At 71.7% G+C, this 15,834-nt stretch carries 14 protein-coding genes; 9 read left to right on the forward strand and 5 right to left on the reverse strand.

Annotated features, from left to right (window positions below):
* The first annotated feature begins 225 nt into the window (after positions 1–225).
* From OG407_RS32880 to OG407_RS32915, 8 genes are all read left to right on the forward strand, one after another.
* Complete coding sequence (locus tag OG407_RS32880; protein WP_405863160.1) at positions 226–1,401, forward strand: aspartate aminotransferase family protein; 1,176 nt, start codon at positions 226–228, stop codon at positions 1,399–1,401.
* 91 nt (positions 1,402–1,492) lie between these two features.
* Entirely contained in the window at positions 1,493–1,960 is a 468-nt protein-coding gene (locus OG407_RS32885; RefSeq protein WP_403583886.1) for a type II toxin-antitoxin system RatA family toxin, read from the forward strand.
* Entirely contained in the window at positions 1,953–2,549 is a 597-nt protein-coding gene (locus OG407_RS32890) for a flavin reductase family protein (protein WP_405863161.1), read from the forward strand. Before OG407_RS32885 ends, OG407_RS32890 begins: the two co-directional genes overlap by 8 nt.
* Positions 2,546–3,892, forward strand: coding sequence for an NAD(P)/FAD-dependent oxidoreductase (locus OG407_RS32895; protein WP_405863162.1), 1,347 nt, complete (start codon positions 2,546–2,548; stop codon positions 3,890–3,892). Before OG407_RS32890 ends, OG407_RS32895 begins: the two co-directional genes overlap by 4 nt.
* Before the next feature lie 202 nt (positions 3,893–4,094).
* Positions 4,095–4,775, forward strand: a complete 681-nt coding sequence (locus tag OG407_RS32900; protein ID WP_403583894.1) for a class I SAM-dependent methyltransferase — start codon at positions 4,095–4,097, stop codon at positions 4,773–4,775.
* An 11-nt stretch (positions 4,776–4,786) separates the two neighbouring features.
* On the forward strand, positions 4,787–6,208 hold the full coding sequence (locus tag OG407_RS32905) for a cytochrome P450 (protein WP_405863163.1): 1,422 nt from the start codon (positions 4,787–4,789) through the stop codon (positions 6,206–6,208).
* Positions 6,205–7,221 carry a hypothetical protein gene (locus OG407_RS32910; protein WP_405863164.1) on the forward strand — a complete coding sequence of 339 codons (1,017 nt, stop codon included), beginning with the start codon at positions 6,205–6,207 and terminating at the stop codon, positions 7,219–7,221. The genes OG407_RS32905 and OG407_RS32910 overlap by 4 nt, the downstream gene beginning before the upstream one ends.
* Positions 7,218–7,718 (forward strand): SRPBCC family protein, encoded by a 501-nt coding sequence (locus tag OG407_RS32915; protein ID WP_405863165.1) that lies wholly within the window; start codon positions 7,218–7,220, stop codon positions 7,716–7,718. The genes OG407_RS32910 and OG407_RS32915 overlap by 4 nt, the downstream gene beginning before the upstream one ends.
* A 365-nt stretch (positions 7,719–8,083) precedes the next feature.
* On the opposite strand, the gene OG407_RS32920 is transcribed toward OG407_RS32915, so the two are convergent.
* The 3 genes from OG407_RS32920 to OG407_RS32930 all read right to left on the reverse strand — a co-directional run bounded on the left by OG407_RS32920 (position 8,084) and on the right by OG407_RS32930 (position 10,915).
* On the reverse strand, positions 8,084–9,637 hold the full coding sequence (locus OG407_RS32920) for an ABC1 kinase family protein (RefSeq protein ID WP_403583904.1): 1,554 nt from the start codon (positions 9,635–9,637) through the stop codon (positions 8,084–8,086).
* Positions 9,638–9,730: 93 nt separating this feature from the next.
* A complete protein-coding gene (locus OG407_RS32925) occupies positions 9,731–10,348 on the reverse strand; it encodes a hypothetical protein (RefSeq protein ID WP_405863166.1) in 618 nt (205 codons plus the stop codon).
* 63 nt (positions 10,349–10,411) lie between these two features.
* A complete protein-coding gene (locus OG407_RS32930; protein ID WP_405868743.1) occupies positions 10,412–10,915 on the reverse strand; it encodes an RNA polymerase sigma factor in 504 nt (167 codons plus the stop codon).
* Positions 10,916–11,243: 328 nt separating this feature from the next.
* Between OG407_RS32930 and OG407_RS32935 the strand changes: the two genes are divergently transcribed.
* The gene (locus OG407_RS32935) at positions 11,244–14,177 is read left to right on the forward strand and encodes an AfsR/SARP family transcriptional regulator (protein WP_405863167.1); all 2,934 of its coding nucleotides are present in this window, start codon (positions 11,244–11,246) and stop codon (positions 14,175–14,177) included.
* A 26-nt stretch (positions 14,178–14,203) separates the two neighbouring features.
* On the opposite strand, the gene OG407_RS32940 is transcribed toward OG407_RS32935, so the two are convergent.
* Positions 14,204–14,788 (reverse strand): sigma-70 family RNA polymerase sigma factor, encoded by a 585-nt coding sequence (locus OG407_RS32940; RefSeq protein WP_405863168.1) that lies wholly within the window; start codon positions 14,786–14,788, stop codon positions 14,204–14,206.
* 171 nt (positions 14,789–14,959) lie between these two features.
* On the reverse strand, positions 14,960–15,805 hold the full coding sequence (locus OG407_RS32945) for a hypothetical protein (protein ID WP_405863169.1): 846 nt from the start codon (positions 15,803–15,805) through the stop codon (positions 14,960–14,962).
* Between the last annotated feature and the right edge of the window lie 29 nt (positions 15,806–15,834).

Consider the following 15,834-nt stretch of genomic DNA (forward strand, 5'->3'; position numbering starts at 1 on the left):
GTAGGAGTGGTTGCTCCTGCCGCCGTAGAGACCGCTGCTCCAGCCCCCGTAGAGACTCCAGTCCCAGCCGTCGTAGGGGTGGCCGCTCCAGTCACCGTAGAGACAGCCGCTCCAGCCCCCGTAAAGACGGCCGCTCCCCCCGCCCCAGAGACCACCGCCCCCACCCCACCACCCCCCGACACCGCCGAGCTATACCGCCGCCACCTCGGCACCGGCCGTGCCGTCATGGGAACCGTGCTCGGCGGTATGGCCGAGGTGTACTCCGAGGGTGCCTGGGTGCACACCGATGACGGGCGTCGTTACTTGGACTTCGGGGGCTACGGCGTCTTCATCCTGGGGCATCGTCATCCGGCCGTACTTGAGGCCGTGCACCGGCAGTTGGACGCGCATCCGTTGGCCACCCGGGTGTTTTTGGAGCCCGTTGCCGCGCGGGCCGCCGCCGCGCTGGCCGCTCGTACCCCGACGGGGCTCGACCACGTGCACTTCGTCAACTCCGGTGCCGAGGCGACCGAAGCGGGTCTGAAGCTGGCCCGTGCGCATGGGCGCAGCGCGCTGGTGACCACCGTGTCCGGGTACCACGGGAAGACCCTGGGGGCGTTGAGCGTCACCGCCAACTCCCTTTACCAGCAGGCCTTTGAGCCGTTGCTGCCGGACACCACGCAGGTCGCCTACGGGGACCTGGCCGAACTGGAGGCGGCACTCCGTGCGCGTCGCGACCGGGCCTGCGTGATTCTCGAACCGGTACAGGGCGAGGGCGGGGTGCGTATCCCGCCGCCCGGGTATCTCGCGGAGGCGGCCGGGCTGTGTCGTACGTACGGCGCCTTCCTGATTGTGGACGAGGTGCAGACCGGGCTGGGGCGGCTCGGTAGTTGGTGGGGCGTGGACGCCGAGGGTGTCGTGCCCGATGTTCTCCTCGTCGGGAAGGGGTTGAGCGGTGGTGTCGTACCGGTGGCCGCGATGGTCGCCACCAAGGACGCTTACCGTCCGTTCTCCCGCGATCCCTATCTCCACACCTCCACCTTCGGCGCCTCGCCGATCGCCTGTGCGGCGGCGATGGCGGCGGTGGAGACGATCGATGGCGAGGACATCGTGGGCCGCGCCGCCTTGCTCGGCCGGCAACTGCTCGCCGGAGTCGTGGAGGCCTGTGCCCCCTACCAGGAACGCCTCGTGCACGAGGTGCGCGGCAGGGGACTGCTGATCGGTATCGAGTTCGCGCGGGCGCAGGCCGTCGGCGAGACGCTGCTGGAGCTGGTGAGCCGGGGGGTCCTGGTCAATCACTCGCTCAACTCCACGCGCGTGCTCCGGCTGACGCCCCCGGCTGTCGCGGACGCCGACCAGGTCCAGCTCTTCCTGGACGCCCTCGCCGAAGCCCTGCGGGCCGTGCACACCCGCCTCGCCTGACCGGTCAGGACAGCACCACCCCACGACATCGGCACGACAGCACCCCCACGTCAGTCACGACAGCACCCCCACACCAGTGAGGACGAACCCCATGCGCCATGTGACAGTCCGGATGACGGCCCAGGGCATCGACCCCGAGCACGCCTACCGGAGGATCAGCGACTTCAGCCGGTACCCCGAACTCACCACTACGGTCCGCGCGGTGGAGGTGCAGCCGCCGCGACCGGACGGTTCCGTGGTCTCCGCGTGGACGGTCGCCTTCCGCAACGGGCTGATGCGGTGGACGGAACGCGACACCTTCTCGCCGGCCACCCGATCCATCGCGTTCGAGCAGCTCAGCGGCGACTTCGAGACCTTCGAGGGCAGTTGGGCCTGCGAGGCGCACCCGGACGGCACCACCGTCACCTTCCGGGCCTCGTTCGACCTGGGGATCCCCACGCTGGCCGAGATCCTCGACCCGGTGGCCGAGTCGACGCTACGTACGAACATCGAGAAGATCCTCCAGGGTCTGCTCGGCACGGTGTCACCGGCCGGTCTCGCGGACGCCGCGCATGGCTGACCTCGCCCTGAACCTCGCCCTGGCCCGGCCGCCGGACCCGGGCGAACAGTTGCGGGACGAGCCCGGCCCGGACACCGAGCACTGCCTGCGCCTGTACGCGAAACTCGCCTCCGGTGTCACCGTGGTCACCACCCAGGGCGGGGACGGGCGGCCCACCGGGATGACCGTCTCCTCCCTCACCTCGCTCTCGGCCCGCCCGCCCCTCCTCCTCGCCTGCCTGCGCAACGGCTCGCACACGCTGTCGGCGATCGGCGGCCAGGGCGTCTTCGCGGTCAACCTGCTCCGGGACAACCAGCGTTCGCGGGCCGTCCGCTTCGCGGATCCGGCCGTCTCACCGAGCGAGCGGTTCCGCGAGATCCCGCTCCGTCCCGTCCTGGGAGCACCCGTCTTCGGCGACGCGCTCGGCTGGTCGGTCTGCCTGGTCGAGGACATCCGCCGCTACGGCGACCACAGCGCGGTGGTGGGAAGGGTGGCCGTGGTGCAGGTGGCGTCGGGGCGGCCGTTGCTCTGGCACGACCGGAGGTTCGGGTCGCTGGCTGGGGCTGGGGCTGGGGCTGGGGCTGGGGTCGGGGAAGGGGTGCCCCGGTGACCCTGTTCGCGCCGGGCACGCCCTGCTGGGAGTCCGGGGGCCCGGACGGCACCGACCCGCCGTCCACCGTGTGCGGCCGGATCGGTGCCGATGTCGCGGTGGTGGGCGCGGGGCTCGTAGGACTGTCCACCGCGTATCACCTGGCGGAACGTCAACCCTCCCTGGACATCGTGGTGGTGGACGCGCGGCGGCCGGCGGCCGGTGCCAGTGGGCGGGGCACCGGGCTGCTGGGGCCGCGGGTGGGGCCGCCGGTCGACCGGGCGGTGCGGCGGCACGGGCCCGCCGCCGCCCGCCGGATGCACCGGGCCAGCGTCGAGGCCGTACGACAGGTCGTGGAGCTGTGCGACCGGCTCGGTGTGCCCTGCGCGGACGGGGAGCAGATCGTCGCGGCGCGCTCCCGTGCCGGGCTGGTGTCCCTGGCACGGCAGGCCGCCGCCTATCGCGCCCTGGACCTGGAGGTGCCCGTCCTGTGCGCCGCCGACATCCGGCGCCGGGTGGACGTGCCGTACCACGCGGGTCTGCTCCACCGGCACACCGCCACCCTCGACCCGGCCGCGCTGACGGCGGCCCTGGCGAGGGCTTGTGTGGCCAAGGGCGTACGGCTCTACGGCGGCAGCCCGTTGCGGGAGGTGCGCGGCGGGGACGGGCACCGGCCCGAACTGGTCTTCCCGCACGGCACGTTGCGGGCGCCGAAGTCGGTGCTGGCGGTGAACGCCGGGGTGGCCGGGCTCGGGCTGCCGGTCGGCACGGTGCTCGGGCTTGAGGTGCACGCGGTGGCGACCGAGCCGCTGGGCCACGAGGCGCGGGCGCTCCTCGGGCACGGTGGGCTGGCGGTGATCGACGCGGTGCCGCTGGCCCCGTACTTCCGTCTCAGCGCGGATGGACGGTTGGTGGTCGGGGGCGGTACCGCCCTGTGTCCTGACGGGATCGGGCCCCGCCGCAGGGCCGTGCTGCGGGTGTTCGCGTTCCACCGGCTGGAGCAGTGGCTGCGGGCGCTGCACCCGGCGCTGGCCGGGGTGGAGGTCACGCACCGCTGGGCGGGCGGGATCGGGGTGACGGCGGACGGCCTGCCCGTGGTGGGGCCGGTCCGGGGGCGGCCCGGTGTCTGGTACGCGGGCGGCTGCAACGGGCACGGTCTCGCGATGTCGGTGGCACACGGCTCCTACCTCGCCGCGACCCTGCTCGGTGACGGGGACACCGGCGAGCCGCTGCCCTGGCACCGCTCCCGGGCACCCCGGCTACCGGTGTCGGGACCGGCCCGGCCGCTCCTGCGGGCCCACTTGGCCGCGATGGACCGCACCGCCCGCCGTGCGGCGGGGCCTGCACTCGGGCCGCGGGGGTGAGGAGCCGGCGTGGACCGTCCGTCCGACTTCTCCCGAGACTGCCGCACCACCGCACCACCGCACGGATGCCCGGCCGTTCCTGCGCTCGGGCCGCGGGGGTGAGGAGCCGCCGTAGACCTCCGTGCCGTAGACCATCCGTCCGACTTCTCTTCGACTGCCGTACCACCACACGGACGCCGGGCTCACCGGGAAAGGAACACCAATGATCGGGACACTGCTGGCAAGGCCGTTGGAGCTCATGGAGGAGAACTTCCGCAGGCCGACCGGGCGGGCCGGGCGGTTCTTCGGGAATCTGATGGCGGTGCAGCATCGGAGTCTCACCGCGTGGACGATCGAGCACATGGACGTGCGCGGCCGTCAGCGGGTGCTGGACGTCGGGTGCGGCGGGGGCATGGCGGTGAAGCTGCTGTCGGGGCGGGCCGCCCAGGGGTTCGTCGCCGGGGTGGACTACTCGATGGAGATGGTCGAGCAGGCGGTACGGCGGAATCTGCCGGCCGTCGCGCGCGGCCGGGTCGAGATCCGGCACGGGGACTGCTCCCAACTGCCGTACGAGGACTCGTCGTTCGACCAGGTCTGCGCGATCGAGACCTTCTACTTCTGGCCGGATCCGCTGGGCGGCCTCGCCGAGGCGTACCGGGTGCTGAAACCGGGCGGGCAGGTGGCCGTCACGCTGGAGATGAGCCGGGAGGCCGCCGACGATCCGTCGCTGACCCAGCGGTTCTTCGGGCGGCGCTTCACGGAGCGCTCGCAGCGGGCGGGGCTGCACATCCTCTCCGGGGACGACCTGGTGGAACGGCTCACCAAGGCCGGGTTCCAGGACGCCCGGTTCGTGGCGGAGCCGCGCCGTTCGCTGGGCTGGGTCTGCGCGCTGGCGCGGAAGTGAGGGCGATGGCGATGACTGATGTACGTGATGGTGTGGTGGGTGCGCCCAGGGCTGCCGGGCTGCCGTTGCTGGGCAGTGTGCTGGACTTCCGGCGGGACATCCTCCAGGCCATGCACCGGGGGCGCACCGCCCACGGCGACCTGGTCCAGTACCGGCTCGGGCCGGTCGCGGTGCACGGGGTGTCCAGTCCGGAGCTGGCCGCCGAGGTGCTGACCGACAGCGAACGGTTCGGCAAGCTCGGGCCGGACAACCCGCTGCGGCTCGTCCTCGGTGAAGGCCTGCTGACCAGCGACGACCACAAGAGCTGGCTGCGCAACCGGCGGATGATGCAGCCGATCTACACCAAGCAGGCGCTCGCGGGCATGTTCGCGACGATGGGGGTCTCGGCGGCGGAGCAGATCGCGCACATGGCGGACCGCTACCGGACGGGCGCGGTGCTGGACCTGCACACGGAGATGATGCGGGTCACCCTCGACATCGTCAGCCGCTGCATGTTCAGCACCGATGTCAGCCGCACCCTGGCCGGGCTCGGACCGGACGCGGTGGACGTGGCGATCAACTACGCCTTCGACCGGCTGCAGAACCCGCTGAGCCCGCCCACGTCCTGGCCGACCCCGCGCAACCGGCGCTTCCACGAGGTCATGCGGGGACTCGACGACCTCATCTACCGGATCATCGCGGAACGCCGGCGGCCCGACGCCCCCACCGGCGGCGGGGACCTGCTGGACATGCTGCTGGCCGCCCGCGACGCCGACACCGGCCAGGGCATGACCGACCGGGAGCTGCGGGACGAGGTCATCACCACCTTCGCCGCCGGCCACGAGACCACCGCGATCACCCTCACCTGGGCCTTCTACCTGCTCTCCCGGCACCGCGAGGTGCTGGAGCGGGTCCAGCGCGAGGTGGACGGCGTCCTGGGGAACGAAGAACTGCCCACCCCGGACGACCTGGCCGCGATGCCCTGCACCCTGCGGGTCTTCGAGGAGGCCCTGCGGCTCTACCCGTCGGCGCCGATCCTGCCCCGGCTGGTGCTGCGGGACACCGAACTGGGCGGCTACCGGGTGCCGGCCGGGTCACGCGTCCTGGTGAACCTGTACGACATCCACCGGCACCCGCGGCACTGGCCGGACCCCGAGCGCTTCGACCCGGACCGCTTCCTGCCGGAGACCGGCAAGGGGCGGCATCGCTTCGCGTATCTGCCGTTCGGCGCGGGGCCGCACCTCTGCATCGGGAAGCACTTCGCGCTCATGGAGGCCCATCTGCTGCTGTGCGCCCTGGTGCGCCGCTGGGAGTTCCGCCATGTTCCCTCCCACCGGGTGGTGAACCACGCCACCATCACGCTGCGGCCGCGGTACGGAATGCTGATGACGATGCATCAGCGGACGCCCTCGGCCGCACGCACCGCCCATGTCGCCGGAGAACGGACCTCATGAACGCCGACGCCTCGCTCCTCGACCCCGAGCACATCAACCGGACCCGCTACCGGCCGGGCCAGCGGGCCGGTCACTACGAGAGCTTCTACCAGCGGGGCAACCACCCCACGGAACCCCGCGCGTTCTGGATCCGCTACACCGTGTTCAGCCCCGCGGACATGCCGGAGGCGGCCATCGGCGAGCTGTGGGCGATCTGGTTCGACGGGGTGACCGGTCGGCATGTGGTGGCCAAGGAGGAACACCCCATCGCCGACTGCCACTTCAGCACCGACTCGTTCGGCGCCCGGGTCGGCGACCGCGTGCTGGAACCCGGCAGCCTCAAGGGCGAGGCGCGGGGACCGGACGGCCGGATCGGCTGGGACCTGACGTACACCGGGGACCAGCCGCCGCTGTTCCTGCTGCCGCCGAGGATGTACACGGGCGGGTTCCCCAAGGCCAAGAGCCTGGTCGGCACGCCGCTCGCCCGGTACAGCGGCAGCCTGGACATCAACGGCGAGAGCGTCGACATCGACGGCTGGACGGGCAGCCAGAACCACAACTGGGGCAGCCGGCACACCGACCACTACGCCTTCGGGCAGGTCGCCGGCTTCGACGGGGAGCCCGACAGCTTCCTGGAGGTCGTCACGGCCCGCGCCAAGCTCGGTCCCGTGCACATCCCGCAGGTCACCTTCCTCGTCCTGCGCCACGACGACCGCGAGTACTCGCTGGTGTCACTGCGTCAGGCGCTCACCGCCAAGGCGGACTTCGGCTACTTCTACTGGGACTTCGCCACGACCGACGGCACCGTCGACATCCGCGGCCGGATGACCGCCCCCAAGGAACGGTTCGTAGGCCTGAATTACTACAACCCGCCCGGCGGGATCAAACACTGCCTCAACACGAAGATCGGCTCCTGCACGGTCGAGATCGCCAACCGGGTCACCGGCAAGCGCACCGCACTCAAGACCGACAGCCGCGCCCTGATGGAGATCCTCACGGACGACCGTGAGCACGGCGTCACCATCCGCGCGTGAGCGCCCATCCGCGCGTGCGGGGCCCGGTCCCGCTCAGCGAGCGCGTCACGGTCCGGGTGCCGCCGGACACGGCGTACGCGGCCGTCAGCGACGTCACGCGCATGGGGCAGTGGAGTCCGGAGGTCCGCGGCGCCCGCGTGCTGGGCGACGCGGGCGCCGTACGCGTGGGCACCCGCTTCGTGGGGCTCAACCGCGCCGCGTGGCTGCCCTGGGCCACCCTGTGCACCGTGGTCTCCGCCCGGCCGGGAAGCTGCTTCGCCTTCAAGGTCAGCTTCCTGGGCGTCGCCCTGTCCCAGTGGACGTACCGCTTCAGGGAGGTACCCGGGGGATGCGAGGTCACGGAGGAGTGGCTCGACCTGCGGTCGGCGGTCGCCGGACGACTGCTCACCGCCGTCAGCCCGGCGGTCACCGGCGTGCTCCGGCGCCGCGAGCGCAACCGCGCGACGATGCGGGCGACACTGGCCGCGCTCCGGGGGGCTTTGGAGGGCGGTGGTTGAGGTGGGGGCCGGGGGTGTCCGAGGCGGGAGCCCGGGAGGCGGTCGAGGCGGGTTCCAGTCGGGTGACTAAGCGGGAGCCTGGAGGCGGCCTGAGGCGCGGGCCCGGGGTGGCGTCCGAGCCGGGAGCCAGGAGGAGACCTGGGGTGGGAGCCCGGGGGCGGCCGAGGCGGGTTCCCGTTGGGCGGTCGACGCGGGGAGCCTGGAGGAGGCCTGCGGCGGGAGCCTGGTGGGTGGTCGACGTGAGGGAGCCGGGAGGAGACCTGAGGCGAGTTCCGGTCCGCTGGGCGACGCGGGAGCCCGGAGGGCGTCCGAGACGGGTTTCTGTCGGGCGGGCGCGGCAGGGTGTGCGGGGGGAGCCGGACGTGTCAGCGGGACCTGCGGCGGTGGTCCAGCAGCAGTGCCATCGCGCCCAGGGCGATCAACCCGGCGTAGGAGGAGCCGCGTTCGCCTCCCAGGGCGGCCGGTGTCCTCGGGTGGTGGACCTGGAGCGCGAACCGCCGGTTGGACGCGTCGGCCAGCAGTCCGCGCAGCTGCTCGGGGCTGGTGGTGGCCGTGACCATCAAGTCCATTGCCGTACGGCCCAGTTGCTCCAGCGAGATGAACTCGCCCAGCAGGGACATCACGATGCCGCGGACCTCGCCCTTGAAGATCTCCGCCAGCGACAGCTCGGGCGCCAGGCAGCGCACCGAGCCTTCGAGGTTGGCGAAGGACTTGCCCAGCAGCGAGATCGAGGGCGCGGAGCCGATGCCCCGCTTGGTGGCCTTCTCCAGCACCGTGGTGAGCGAGACGCCGAAGTTCAGCTCGCCCAGCGAGGCACTGGAGATCTTGGGGACCAGCGCCGCCATGTCGGCGGCGAACGCCGGCAGGTTCGCCCAGGCGGTGAGCTTCCCCATGTCGGCCCAGGCGCGGGCCAGCCCGTGTCCGTCGTTCTGCGCCAACGCCATGAGCAGGGGCAGCAGTTGGAGGCTGGTCCGCTTGTCCAGGCGCCCGACCATGCCCCAGTCGATCAGGGTCGCGGGGCCGCCGGGCAGCGCGAAGACGTTCCCCGCGTGCGGGTCCGCGTGGAACGTCCGCTGCACGAAGTACCCGCGGTACATGAACCGCAGCAGGTCCTTGCCGATGTCGGTGCGCTCGCTGTCGCTGAACGACCTGGGGTCCAGATGCCGTACGGACATGCCCGGAGCCATCGACTGGACCAGCACCCGGGGTGTGGCCGAGAGGACCTCGGGGACGGCCAGGGTGCGGAAGTCGCGGGCCGCCTCCCGGCCCTCCTCCATGTTGCGGGCCTCGCCGGTGAAGTCGAGTTCGGGTTCCATGGCGTCGAAGATCGAGCCCAGCATCGCCTCGACGTCGATGACCTCGTTGAACCGCGGTGCCGCCCGCGCCACGATGCGGGACGCCCGGCGCAGCAGGGCCATGTCGGCCCGTACCGCCTCGCGGATCTCCGGCCGCTGGATCTTCACCACGGCCTCCCGGCCCCCGGGCAGGGTCACCCGGTAGACCTGGGCCAGCGACGCCGCGCCCAGGGGCTTGGTGGTGTCGATGTCGTCGAACCTGAGCTTCCAGTCGGGGCCGAGATCCTTCTCCAGGACCGGCTCGAACAGGGAGAACGGCTGCACGTCGACCTGGTCGTGCAGGTTCTGGAACTCGGCGATCATCGAGGGCGGCACCATGTCCGGCCGGGTGGAGAGGATCTGGCCGAGCTTCACATAGAACGGGCCGAGGCTCTCCAGAGCCCTGCGTACGGCCCGTGCACGTCGTTGGGCGTCCCCGGCGGCGGATTCCTCCTCCTCCGCCGGGGACCGGCCGTTCCCCTTGGATCTCCCGCGTTCCCGCGCCGTGTGACCGACCTCGTCGGCGATCAGACTGCCCAGCACCTTCACGACCAGCCGGAGCCGGTCGCCGATCAAGGTCCTCACGACGCGGGTTCCCTCCTAAGGGTTCTGCGGAAGCCGGCCCGGCGCACCGGGCACGGACCGCGGGTCAACGGCCTTGTGCCGGGGCGGCGTCGGTCAGCCCTTCTTGGCCGGCGGACGGACGCCGGCACTCGCCGCGACATCACTGATCGCGTCGAGGGAACTGACCAGCGTGGAGAGCAGGTCGGTCAGCCTGGCGATCTGCTGGGGCAGGGTCGCCAGGGATTCGGCCAGCCCGCCGAGACCGCCCACGGCACCGGGCAGACCCGCCGCCGCACCGGCGAGTTGTCCTACGGCCGCGAGCGGATTGGCGGAGTTGGAGGAGCCGGCCAGCCCGGCGAGGGCAGCCGCCGCCGGATTCGCACCCGCCAGGACGGCGAGCGGGTTGGCGTTCGCGAGTGCGGCCAGCGGGTTCACCGGACCGGAGCCCCGGTCCGAGGAGGCGCCCGCCAGGAGGGCGAGCGGGTTGGCGCCGGCGAGTGCGGCCAGGGGGTTCATGCCGCCGCCGCCGAACGCCGCCATCGCCTGCAGTGCCCCGAGGGGCGTACCGGCGAGGGCCGCCATCGGATTGCCGGAGCCGAACCAGTCCGGGTAGTCGGACTTCCTGGACTTGTTCGGCGGGTCCAGGAAATCGTTGAACGCCTTGTTGGAACTGTCGGCGATGTCGCCGAGTAAGTTCTTGATGGTGTCCTGGGTGCTCGGTTTGTCAGCCACTTTTTCGGGTGTCCTTCCCTAGGGGCATCATGGAATTCACCAGGATGCCCAACCATTTTTCGGTCATCCGCAGGATTCGCCCAGAGACTGGGTGCACATGTGCCGGAGCCTCGCTCTGCCACGTGTGAATGCACCCTCGGCGGCCTTTACGGAGATCTGGTTGAGCCGGGCGAACTCGACGATGGAGATCCCGTCGGCCCGCGCGAGCATCACCTGCCGCTCCCGGCCGCGGAGCTGGCCGGCCTGCCGGAGCAGCCAGCGACCGAATTCCTGGTCGCAGACGGCTTCCTCCAGCATCTCCGGCTCCCCGTCGGTGATGCGCAGCAACAGCCGCTGCCAGCGCTCCCGTTCCCGGTAGCTGTCGATGCACAGCCGCATGGCGACCGTGGTCAGGAACGCCCCGAGCCGGTCGCGGTCCAGGTCGCGGTGGGTCGCCGCCCGCAGCATGGCCTCCTGGACGCAGTCCTCGGCGTCATGCGGATTGGGCAGCCGGCGGCGCACCAGACGCAGGAGGCGCTCGCGATGCTGAAGGACTTCAGTCCAGAAGGAATCGCGGCATAAGTGCATGCGCATCACCAATGATCGAACGAAAGAAATGTTCCCGGCGATTGGGTTCACGCACACCTTCATGCGACGAAAATCCCCTCCACTCTTTCCACCCCCTCGCCCTTCCTTTTCATTCTTTGCTGGAAACACCGGCTTTCTGCCCTGGGGGGAGGTGGTTAACCCGCGCATCACACCCTTCCTTCGTTTGAATGAGAAAATGAGAAGGGATAACAGTATCTTCGGCTCGGTCGATCCACGGTTCGGTGCCGCGTGGGCGGCGGGGCCGCGGCCGGCACGGAATCGTCTCTTCGCCTGACGGTCGGCATCGCGGCGGCTACTGTCCTACACCGTGGAGCAAAGTGGACCAGAGGCCCTCCGGTTCTCCCTGCTCGGCCCGCTGCGTGCCTGGCGGGGCACCGCCGAACTGGCGCTCGGCCCCCCTCAGCAGCGCGCCGTGCTCGCGACACTGCTGCTGAGCCGGGGGCGGGCGGTCGGCGTCGCCGATCTCGTGGACGGGATCTGGGGTACGCAGCCGCCCCGGGGTGCTGTGGCGGTGGTGCGCACCTACATCTCCCGCCTCCGCAGGCTGCTCGAGCCCGAGCGGACGCCGGGGCGGCCGTCCGGGCTCCTGGTCTCCATCGGGGACGGGTACGCCCTGCGGACCGACCGGGTCTCCAGCGACCTGGCCGAGTTAGAGGAGGCGGTGGCGTGGGCCGGGCAACGCCGCGCCGCCGGTGACCGAGCCGACGCGGTCCGGTTGCTGCGTACCGTACTGGCCGCCGGGGACGGTGCGGCACTGGCCGGCGTGCCCGGTCCGTACGCCGAAGCCGCGCGGGCCGACCTGGCCGAACGTCGGCTGGGCGCCTTGGAGTTGAGGCTGTCCATGGAGCTGGAGCTGGGCCGGCACGAGGCGGTGGTGCCGGAACTGCTGGTGTTGCGTGACGCGCATCCGCTGCGTGAGGCCGTGAGCGAGCTGCTGCTGACCGCTCTGTACCGGTGCGGGCGGCAGGCCGAGGCGCTGGAGACCTACGCGAGGACGCGCCGCATCCTGGTCGATGAACTGGGCATCGAGCCGGGCCCGTCCTTACGCGCCGTACACGCGCGACTTCTGGCCGGTGAGCCCGGGCGCGCTCGGCCGATGCTCGACGAACCGACCGGGGACGCCCCCGCACCGGACAGTCCCGGTGGCGGCCCTCGCCCGGAACCGGACGCTCCCGCACCGGCCCGCCGGACCGGAGCCGTGGGCCCTGCCCAACTCCCGGCCGATCTGCCCCTGTTCATCGGTCGCCGCACCGAACTCGACTACGTCGCCACCCTGTTCCCCGAGGGCGACGGGCCGCCCGGCACCGCGGTCATCGGCGTCGTCGACGGCATGGCGGGGACCGGCAAGACCACGCTCGCCGTCCACTGGGCCCACCGGATCGCCCACCGCTTCCCCGACGGCAACCTCTACGTCAACCTCCGCGGCTACGACCCGCACGGCTCCCGCATGCTTCCGGGCTCCGCGATCGAGATGTTCCTCGTGGCGCTCGGCGTGGCCCCGCAGGCGGTCCCCGAGGGACTCGACGCCCAGGCCGCCCTGTACCGCACCGTCCTCGCCGACCGGCGCGTCCTGATCGTGCTGGACAACGCCGGTGACGCCGGGCAGGTACGGCCGCTGCTGCCCGGCACACCCGGCAGCCTCGTCATCGTCACCAGCCGCAGCCGGCTCGGCGGACTGGTCGCCGGGCACGGCGCGCATCCGATCACGCTGGGCCTGTTGAGCGCGGAGGAATCGTTCGAGTTGCTGACCCGACGGCTGGGCGGCGCCCGCGTCGCCGCCGAGCCGGAGGCCGCCGCCGCCATCGCCGACCTGTGCGCCCGGCTGCCGCTGGCCCTGGCCATCGTGGCGGCCCGCGCCGCCCACCACTCGGGCTTCCGGCTCGCCGACATCGCCGAGGAGCTCCGGCACGACCACGGCAGTCTCGACGCGTTCGTCGGCGACGACATCGGCACCGACGCCCGTGCCGTGTTCTCGTGGTCGTACCAGGCACTGTCCCCCGAGGCGGCCGGGCTCTTCCGTCGCCTCGCCCTGCACCCCGGCCCCGACATCACCACCGCCGCGGCCACCGCGCTGACCGGCGCACCACCCCGTGGCGTCCGCGCCCTGCTGACCGAGCTCACCGGGGCGAGCCTGCTCATCGAACGGGTCCCCGGCCGGTTCGTCTTCCACGACCTGCTGCGCGCCTACGCCGGCGAACTCGCCGAGACCGAGGACAGCGAGAGCACCCGCGGCGCGGCGCTGCTGAGGATGCACGACCACTTCCTGCACACCGCCCACAACGCCTCCTCGGTCCTCGACCCGTTCCGCGAAACGATCGCCCTGCCGCCGAGCACAACGGGCAGCGAGCACCTCCGGTTCAACGACCGGGCACAAGCGACCGCCTGGCTGCGCACGGAGCGGTACGTCCTGCGCGCGATCGTCGGGCACGCCGCCGCCCACGGCTACGACGAACACGCCTGGCGCACCGCCGCGGCCCTGGACGTCTACTTCAACCGGCTCGGTTTCTGGCACGACCTGCTGGAGATCAACAGCGCGGCGCTGGGAGCGGCACAGAAACTCGGCGATCCCACAGGCCAGGCGTACTCCCTGTGCGGTCTGGGCGTGGCCCACTCGCAGCTCCACCATGCGAAGCCGTCGTTGCGGTACCTCGAACGCGCGCTGGCCCTGTTCAGGGACGCCGGCGACCCGTTCGGTCAGGCCCGGGTCCATCGTGGCCTCGCCTACCTGGCCAACCGGACGGACCGGCGCGCCGCCGCCCTCGACCACTACGCACAGGCCCGCGCGCTGTTCCGGGCCGAGGGCGACCTCAACGGCGAAGCCGGTGTGCTCAACCAGGTCGCCTGGACGTACATCCTGATCGGCGACTACGAACAGGCCCTCGACTGCTGTCGGGAGGGACTCGTCCTCTACGAGGAGATGGGCGACCCCTACGGCGCGGCGGCGACCCGGGACACCATCGGTTACGCCTACCACCACCTCGGCCGGTACGCGGAGGCCATCGAGCACTTCGAGCTGTCGGCGCGCATGTTCGCCGCGATCGGTGACCGCTATCTCGAATCCGATGTCCTGCTCCACTTGAGCGACGCCCGCCGCGCCACCGGCGACCGGGACGCGGCCCGCGAGGCGATGCGGTCAGCGCTCGCACTGCTGGAGGAGATGGGTCACCCGGACGCCGAGCACGTGCGCGGGCTTCTGCGCGAACTGGACATCGACGAGCCGGACGCTCCGGCAGGTCGTTGACGACCGCCCGGACCCTGCTCCGTTGATCAACAAGCCACGTCCCTCTCACCCTCCCGCAGGTCCTCCACCACGACCCCGTGTTCCCGCAGGGCCAGACGCAGACTGCGCAGCGCGTAGTACACGCGGGACTTCACGGTGCCGCGCGGAATCCCCAGATCCTCCGCTGCCTGCTGGGTGGTGCGGTCCGCGACGAACGTCGCCAGGAGCACCTCGCGGTGCGCGGGCGTGAGGGACTGCAGGGCCTTGTGCAGCACCATGGACGACAGCATCCGTTCGATGTCGTCCACCTCGGCGCACATGTCGCCCAGCCAGTTGGTGCCGCTGACCTCCAACGGGCGTGCCAGCCGGGTCCGGTGCGCGTCGATGACGAGGTTGCGGGCGACCCGGAACATCCAGGGGCGTACGGCCATCCCCTCGTCGTCGGTCAGGTTCCCGTTGTTCCAACAGCGCAGCAGCGTCTCCTGGAGGACGTCCTCCGCGCGGTGTGTGTCCCAGTCCAGCATGCGCAGTACGTACGAGTAGAGGGCCGGGCCGTGTTCTAAGTAGAGGTTGCGCAGCGCCCGTTCCTCGGGCGAGACCGCGCTCGCCGATCCGATGGCTGTCACGTTCATGGACATGCTCCTGCTTCTCCGTCCGACCGGCTCCGGCCGATTGCGGGCCGGAGCCGGGGCTGGGGCTCCTGGGGAAGGGAGTGTTCCGAGGGACGGTCCACGTCCGTTTGACGCCCGTTGTACGAGGCGATTGACGGGCCGGTCAGCGGCGGTGCGGGCCGCGCGCGGGGTTCAGGCGTACGCGGCCTCCAGCGCCGTCACGTATCTGTGGACCTGTTCGGCGAGTTCGACGTGGCCCGGTGGCAGGGGACCTCGACGGTTCAACACGCCCCACATGTGCAGCAGTTCGCGTCCATGGGCGACGGCGGTCCGGGAGTCGTCGAGCTGCTGCCAGGCCGCCGCCGCCCGCGCCACGTCGCTCGCCGCCCGCTCGTCCCCGGCCCCGCACCGGATCCGGGCAACGGCCAGCGCCAGTACGACGGCCTCGCGATGGTCGCCGCGCAGGTACGCGAGGTACGCCTCCACGGACCGCGCCTCCACCGCGTGCGGATGCTCGGCGCCCACCGAACCGGTCAGGCTCTCGCGCAGCGCGGTCGCCCGGGCGAACGCCTCGTCGAGCCGGCCGGCGATCCCCAACGCGTTGATACGGCCGATCTGTTCGGAGAGTCCGGCGGGAGGGAGGTCGGTGCCGGTGACGGGTTCCTTCGCGGCGCCACGGGTGGCGGCCGTGGCGCGGGCGTGGGCGACCGCGGTGGCGATGGCGGAGGTGGCGGGCGCGGCGGACGCGGTGACGGTGGGTGGGGGAGCGACGTCGGGGGACGGCTCGGGTTCCGGTGCTTCCCCGGTTTCGTGCGCGAGGACGTGGCTGGAGCCGTCCGGCAGTACCCGGAGGACGAAGTGGGTCGTGCCGGGTCCGTCGCCGACCGTGGCGTCCACGGCCGCGCCGGACTCCTCGGCGTACTGGTGCAACCGGTCGAGCACTGCCTCGTGCACGGACTGGCCGGGGGCGGGGACGAGCGGGTCGCCGTTGATCTCGGCGATGCCCTCGTCGGAGACGTACACCTTGAAGCGGTTCATGGCTGGCTTCCTCGTACGGCAGGTCCGGT

Source organism: Streptomyces sp. NBC_01515 (assembly GCF_045040345.1).
In the GTDB taxonomy this organism is placed as follows: domain Bacteria; phylum Actinomycetota; class Actinomycetes; order Streptomycetales; family Streptomycetaceae; genus Streptomyces.

Excerpts from the sequence above, each read along its gene's own strand:
- OG407_RS32880 (WP_405863160.1), top strand. The coding sequence starts at position 226 with ATGGGAACCGTGCTCGGCGGTATGGCCGAGGTGTACTCCGAGGGTGCC.
- OG407_RS32885 (WP_403583886.1), top strand. The coding sequence starts at position 1,493 with ATGCGCCATGTGACAGTCCGGATGACGGCCCAGGGCATCGACCCCGAG.
- OG407_RS32890 (WP_405863161.1), top strand. The coding sequence starts at position 1,953 with ATGGCTGACCTCGCCCTGAACCTCGCCCTGGCCCGGCCGCCGGACCCG.
- OG407_RS32900 (WP_403583894.1), top strand. The coding sequence starts at position 4,095 with ATGATCGGGACACTGCTGGCAAGGCCGTTGGAGCTCATGGAGGAGAAC.
- OG407_RS32905 (WP_405863163.1), top strand. The coding sequence starts at position 4,787 with ATGACTGATGTACGTGATGGTGTGGTGGGTGCGCCCAGGGCTGCCGGG.
- OG407_RS32910 (WP_405863164.1), top strand. The coding sequence starts at position 6,205 with ATGAACGCCGACGCCTCGCTCCTCGACCCCGAGCACATCAACCGGACC.
- OG407_RS32930 (WP_405868743.1), bottom strand. The coding sequence starts at position 10,915 with ATGCACTTATGCCGCGATTCCTTCTGGACTGAAGTCCTTCAGCATCGC.
- OG407_RS32940 (WP_405863168.1), bottom strand. The coding sequence starts at position 14,788 with ATGAACGTGACAGCCATCGGATCGGCGAGCGCGGTCTCGCCCGAGGAA.
- OG407_RS32945 (WP_405863169.1), bottom strand. The coding sequence starts at position 15,805 with ATGAACCGCTTCAAGGTGTACGTCTCCGACGAGGGCATCGCCGAGATC.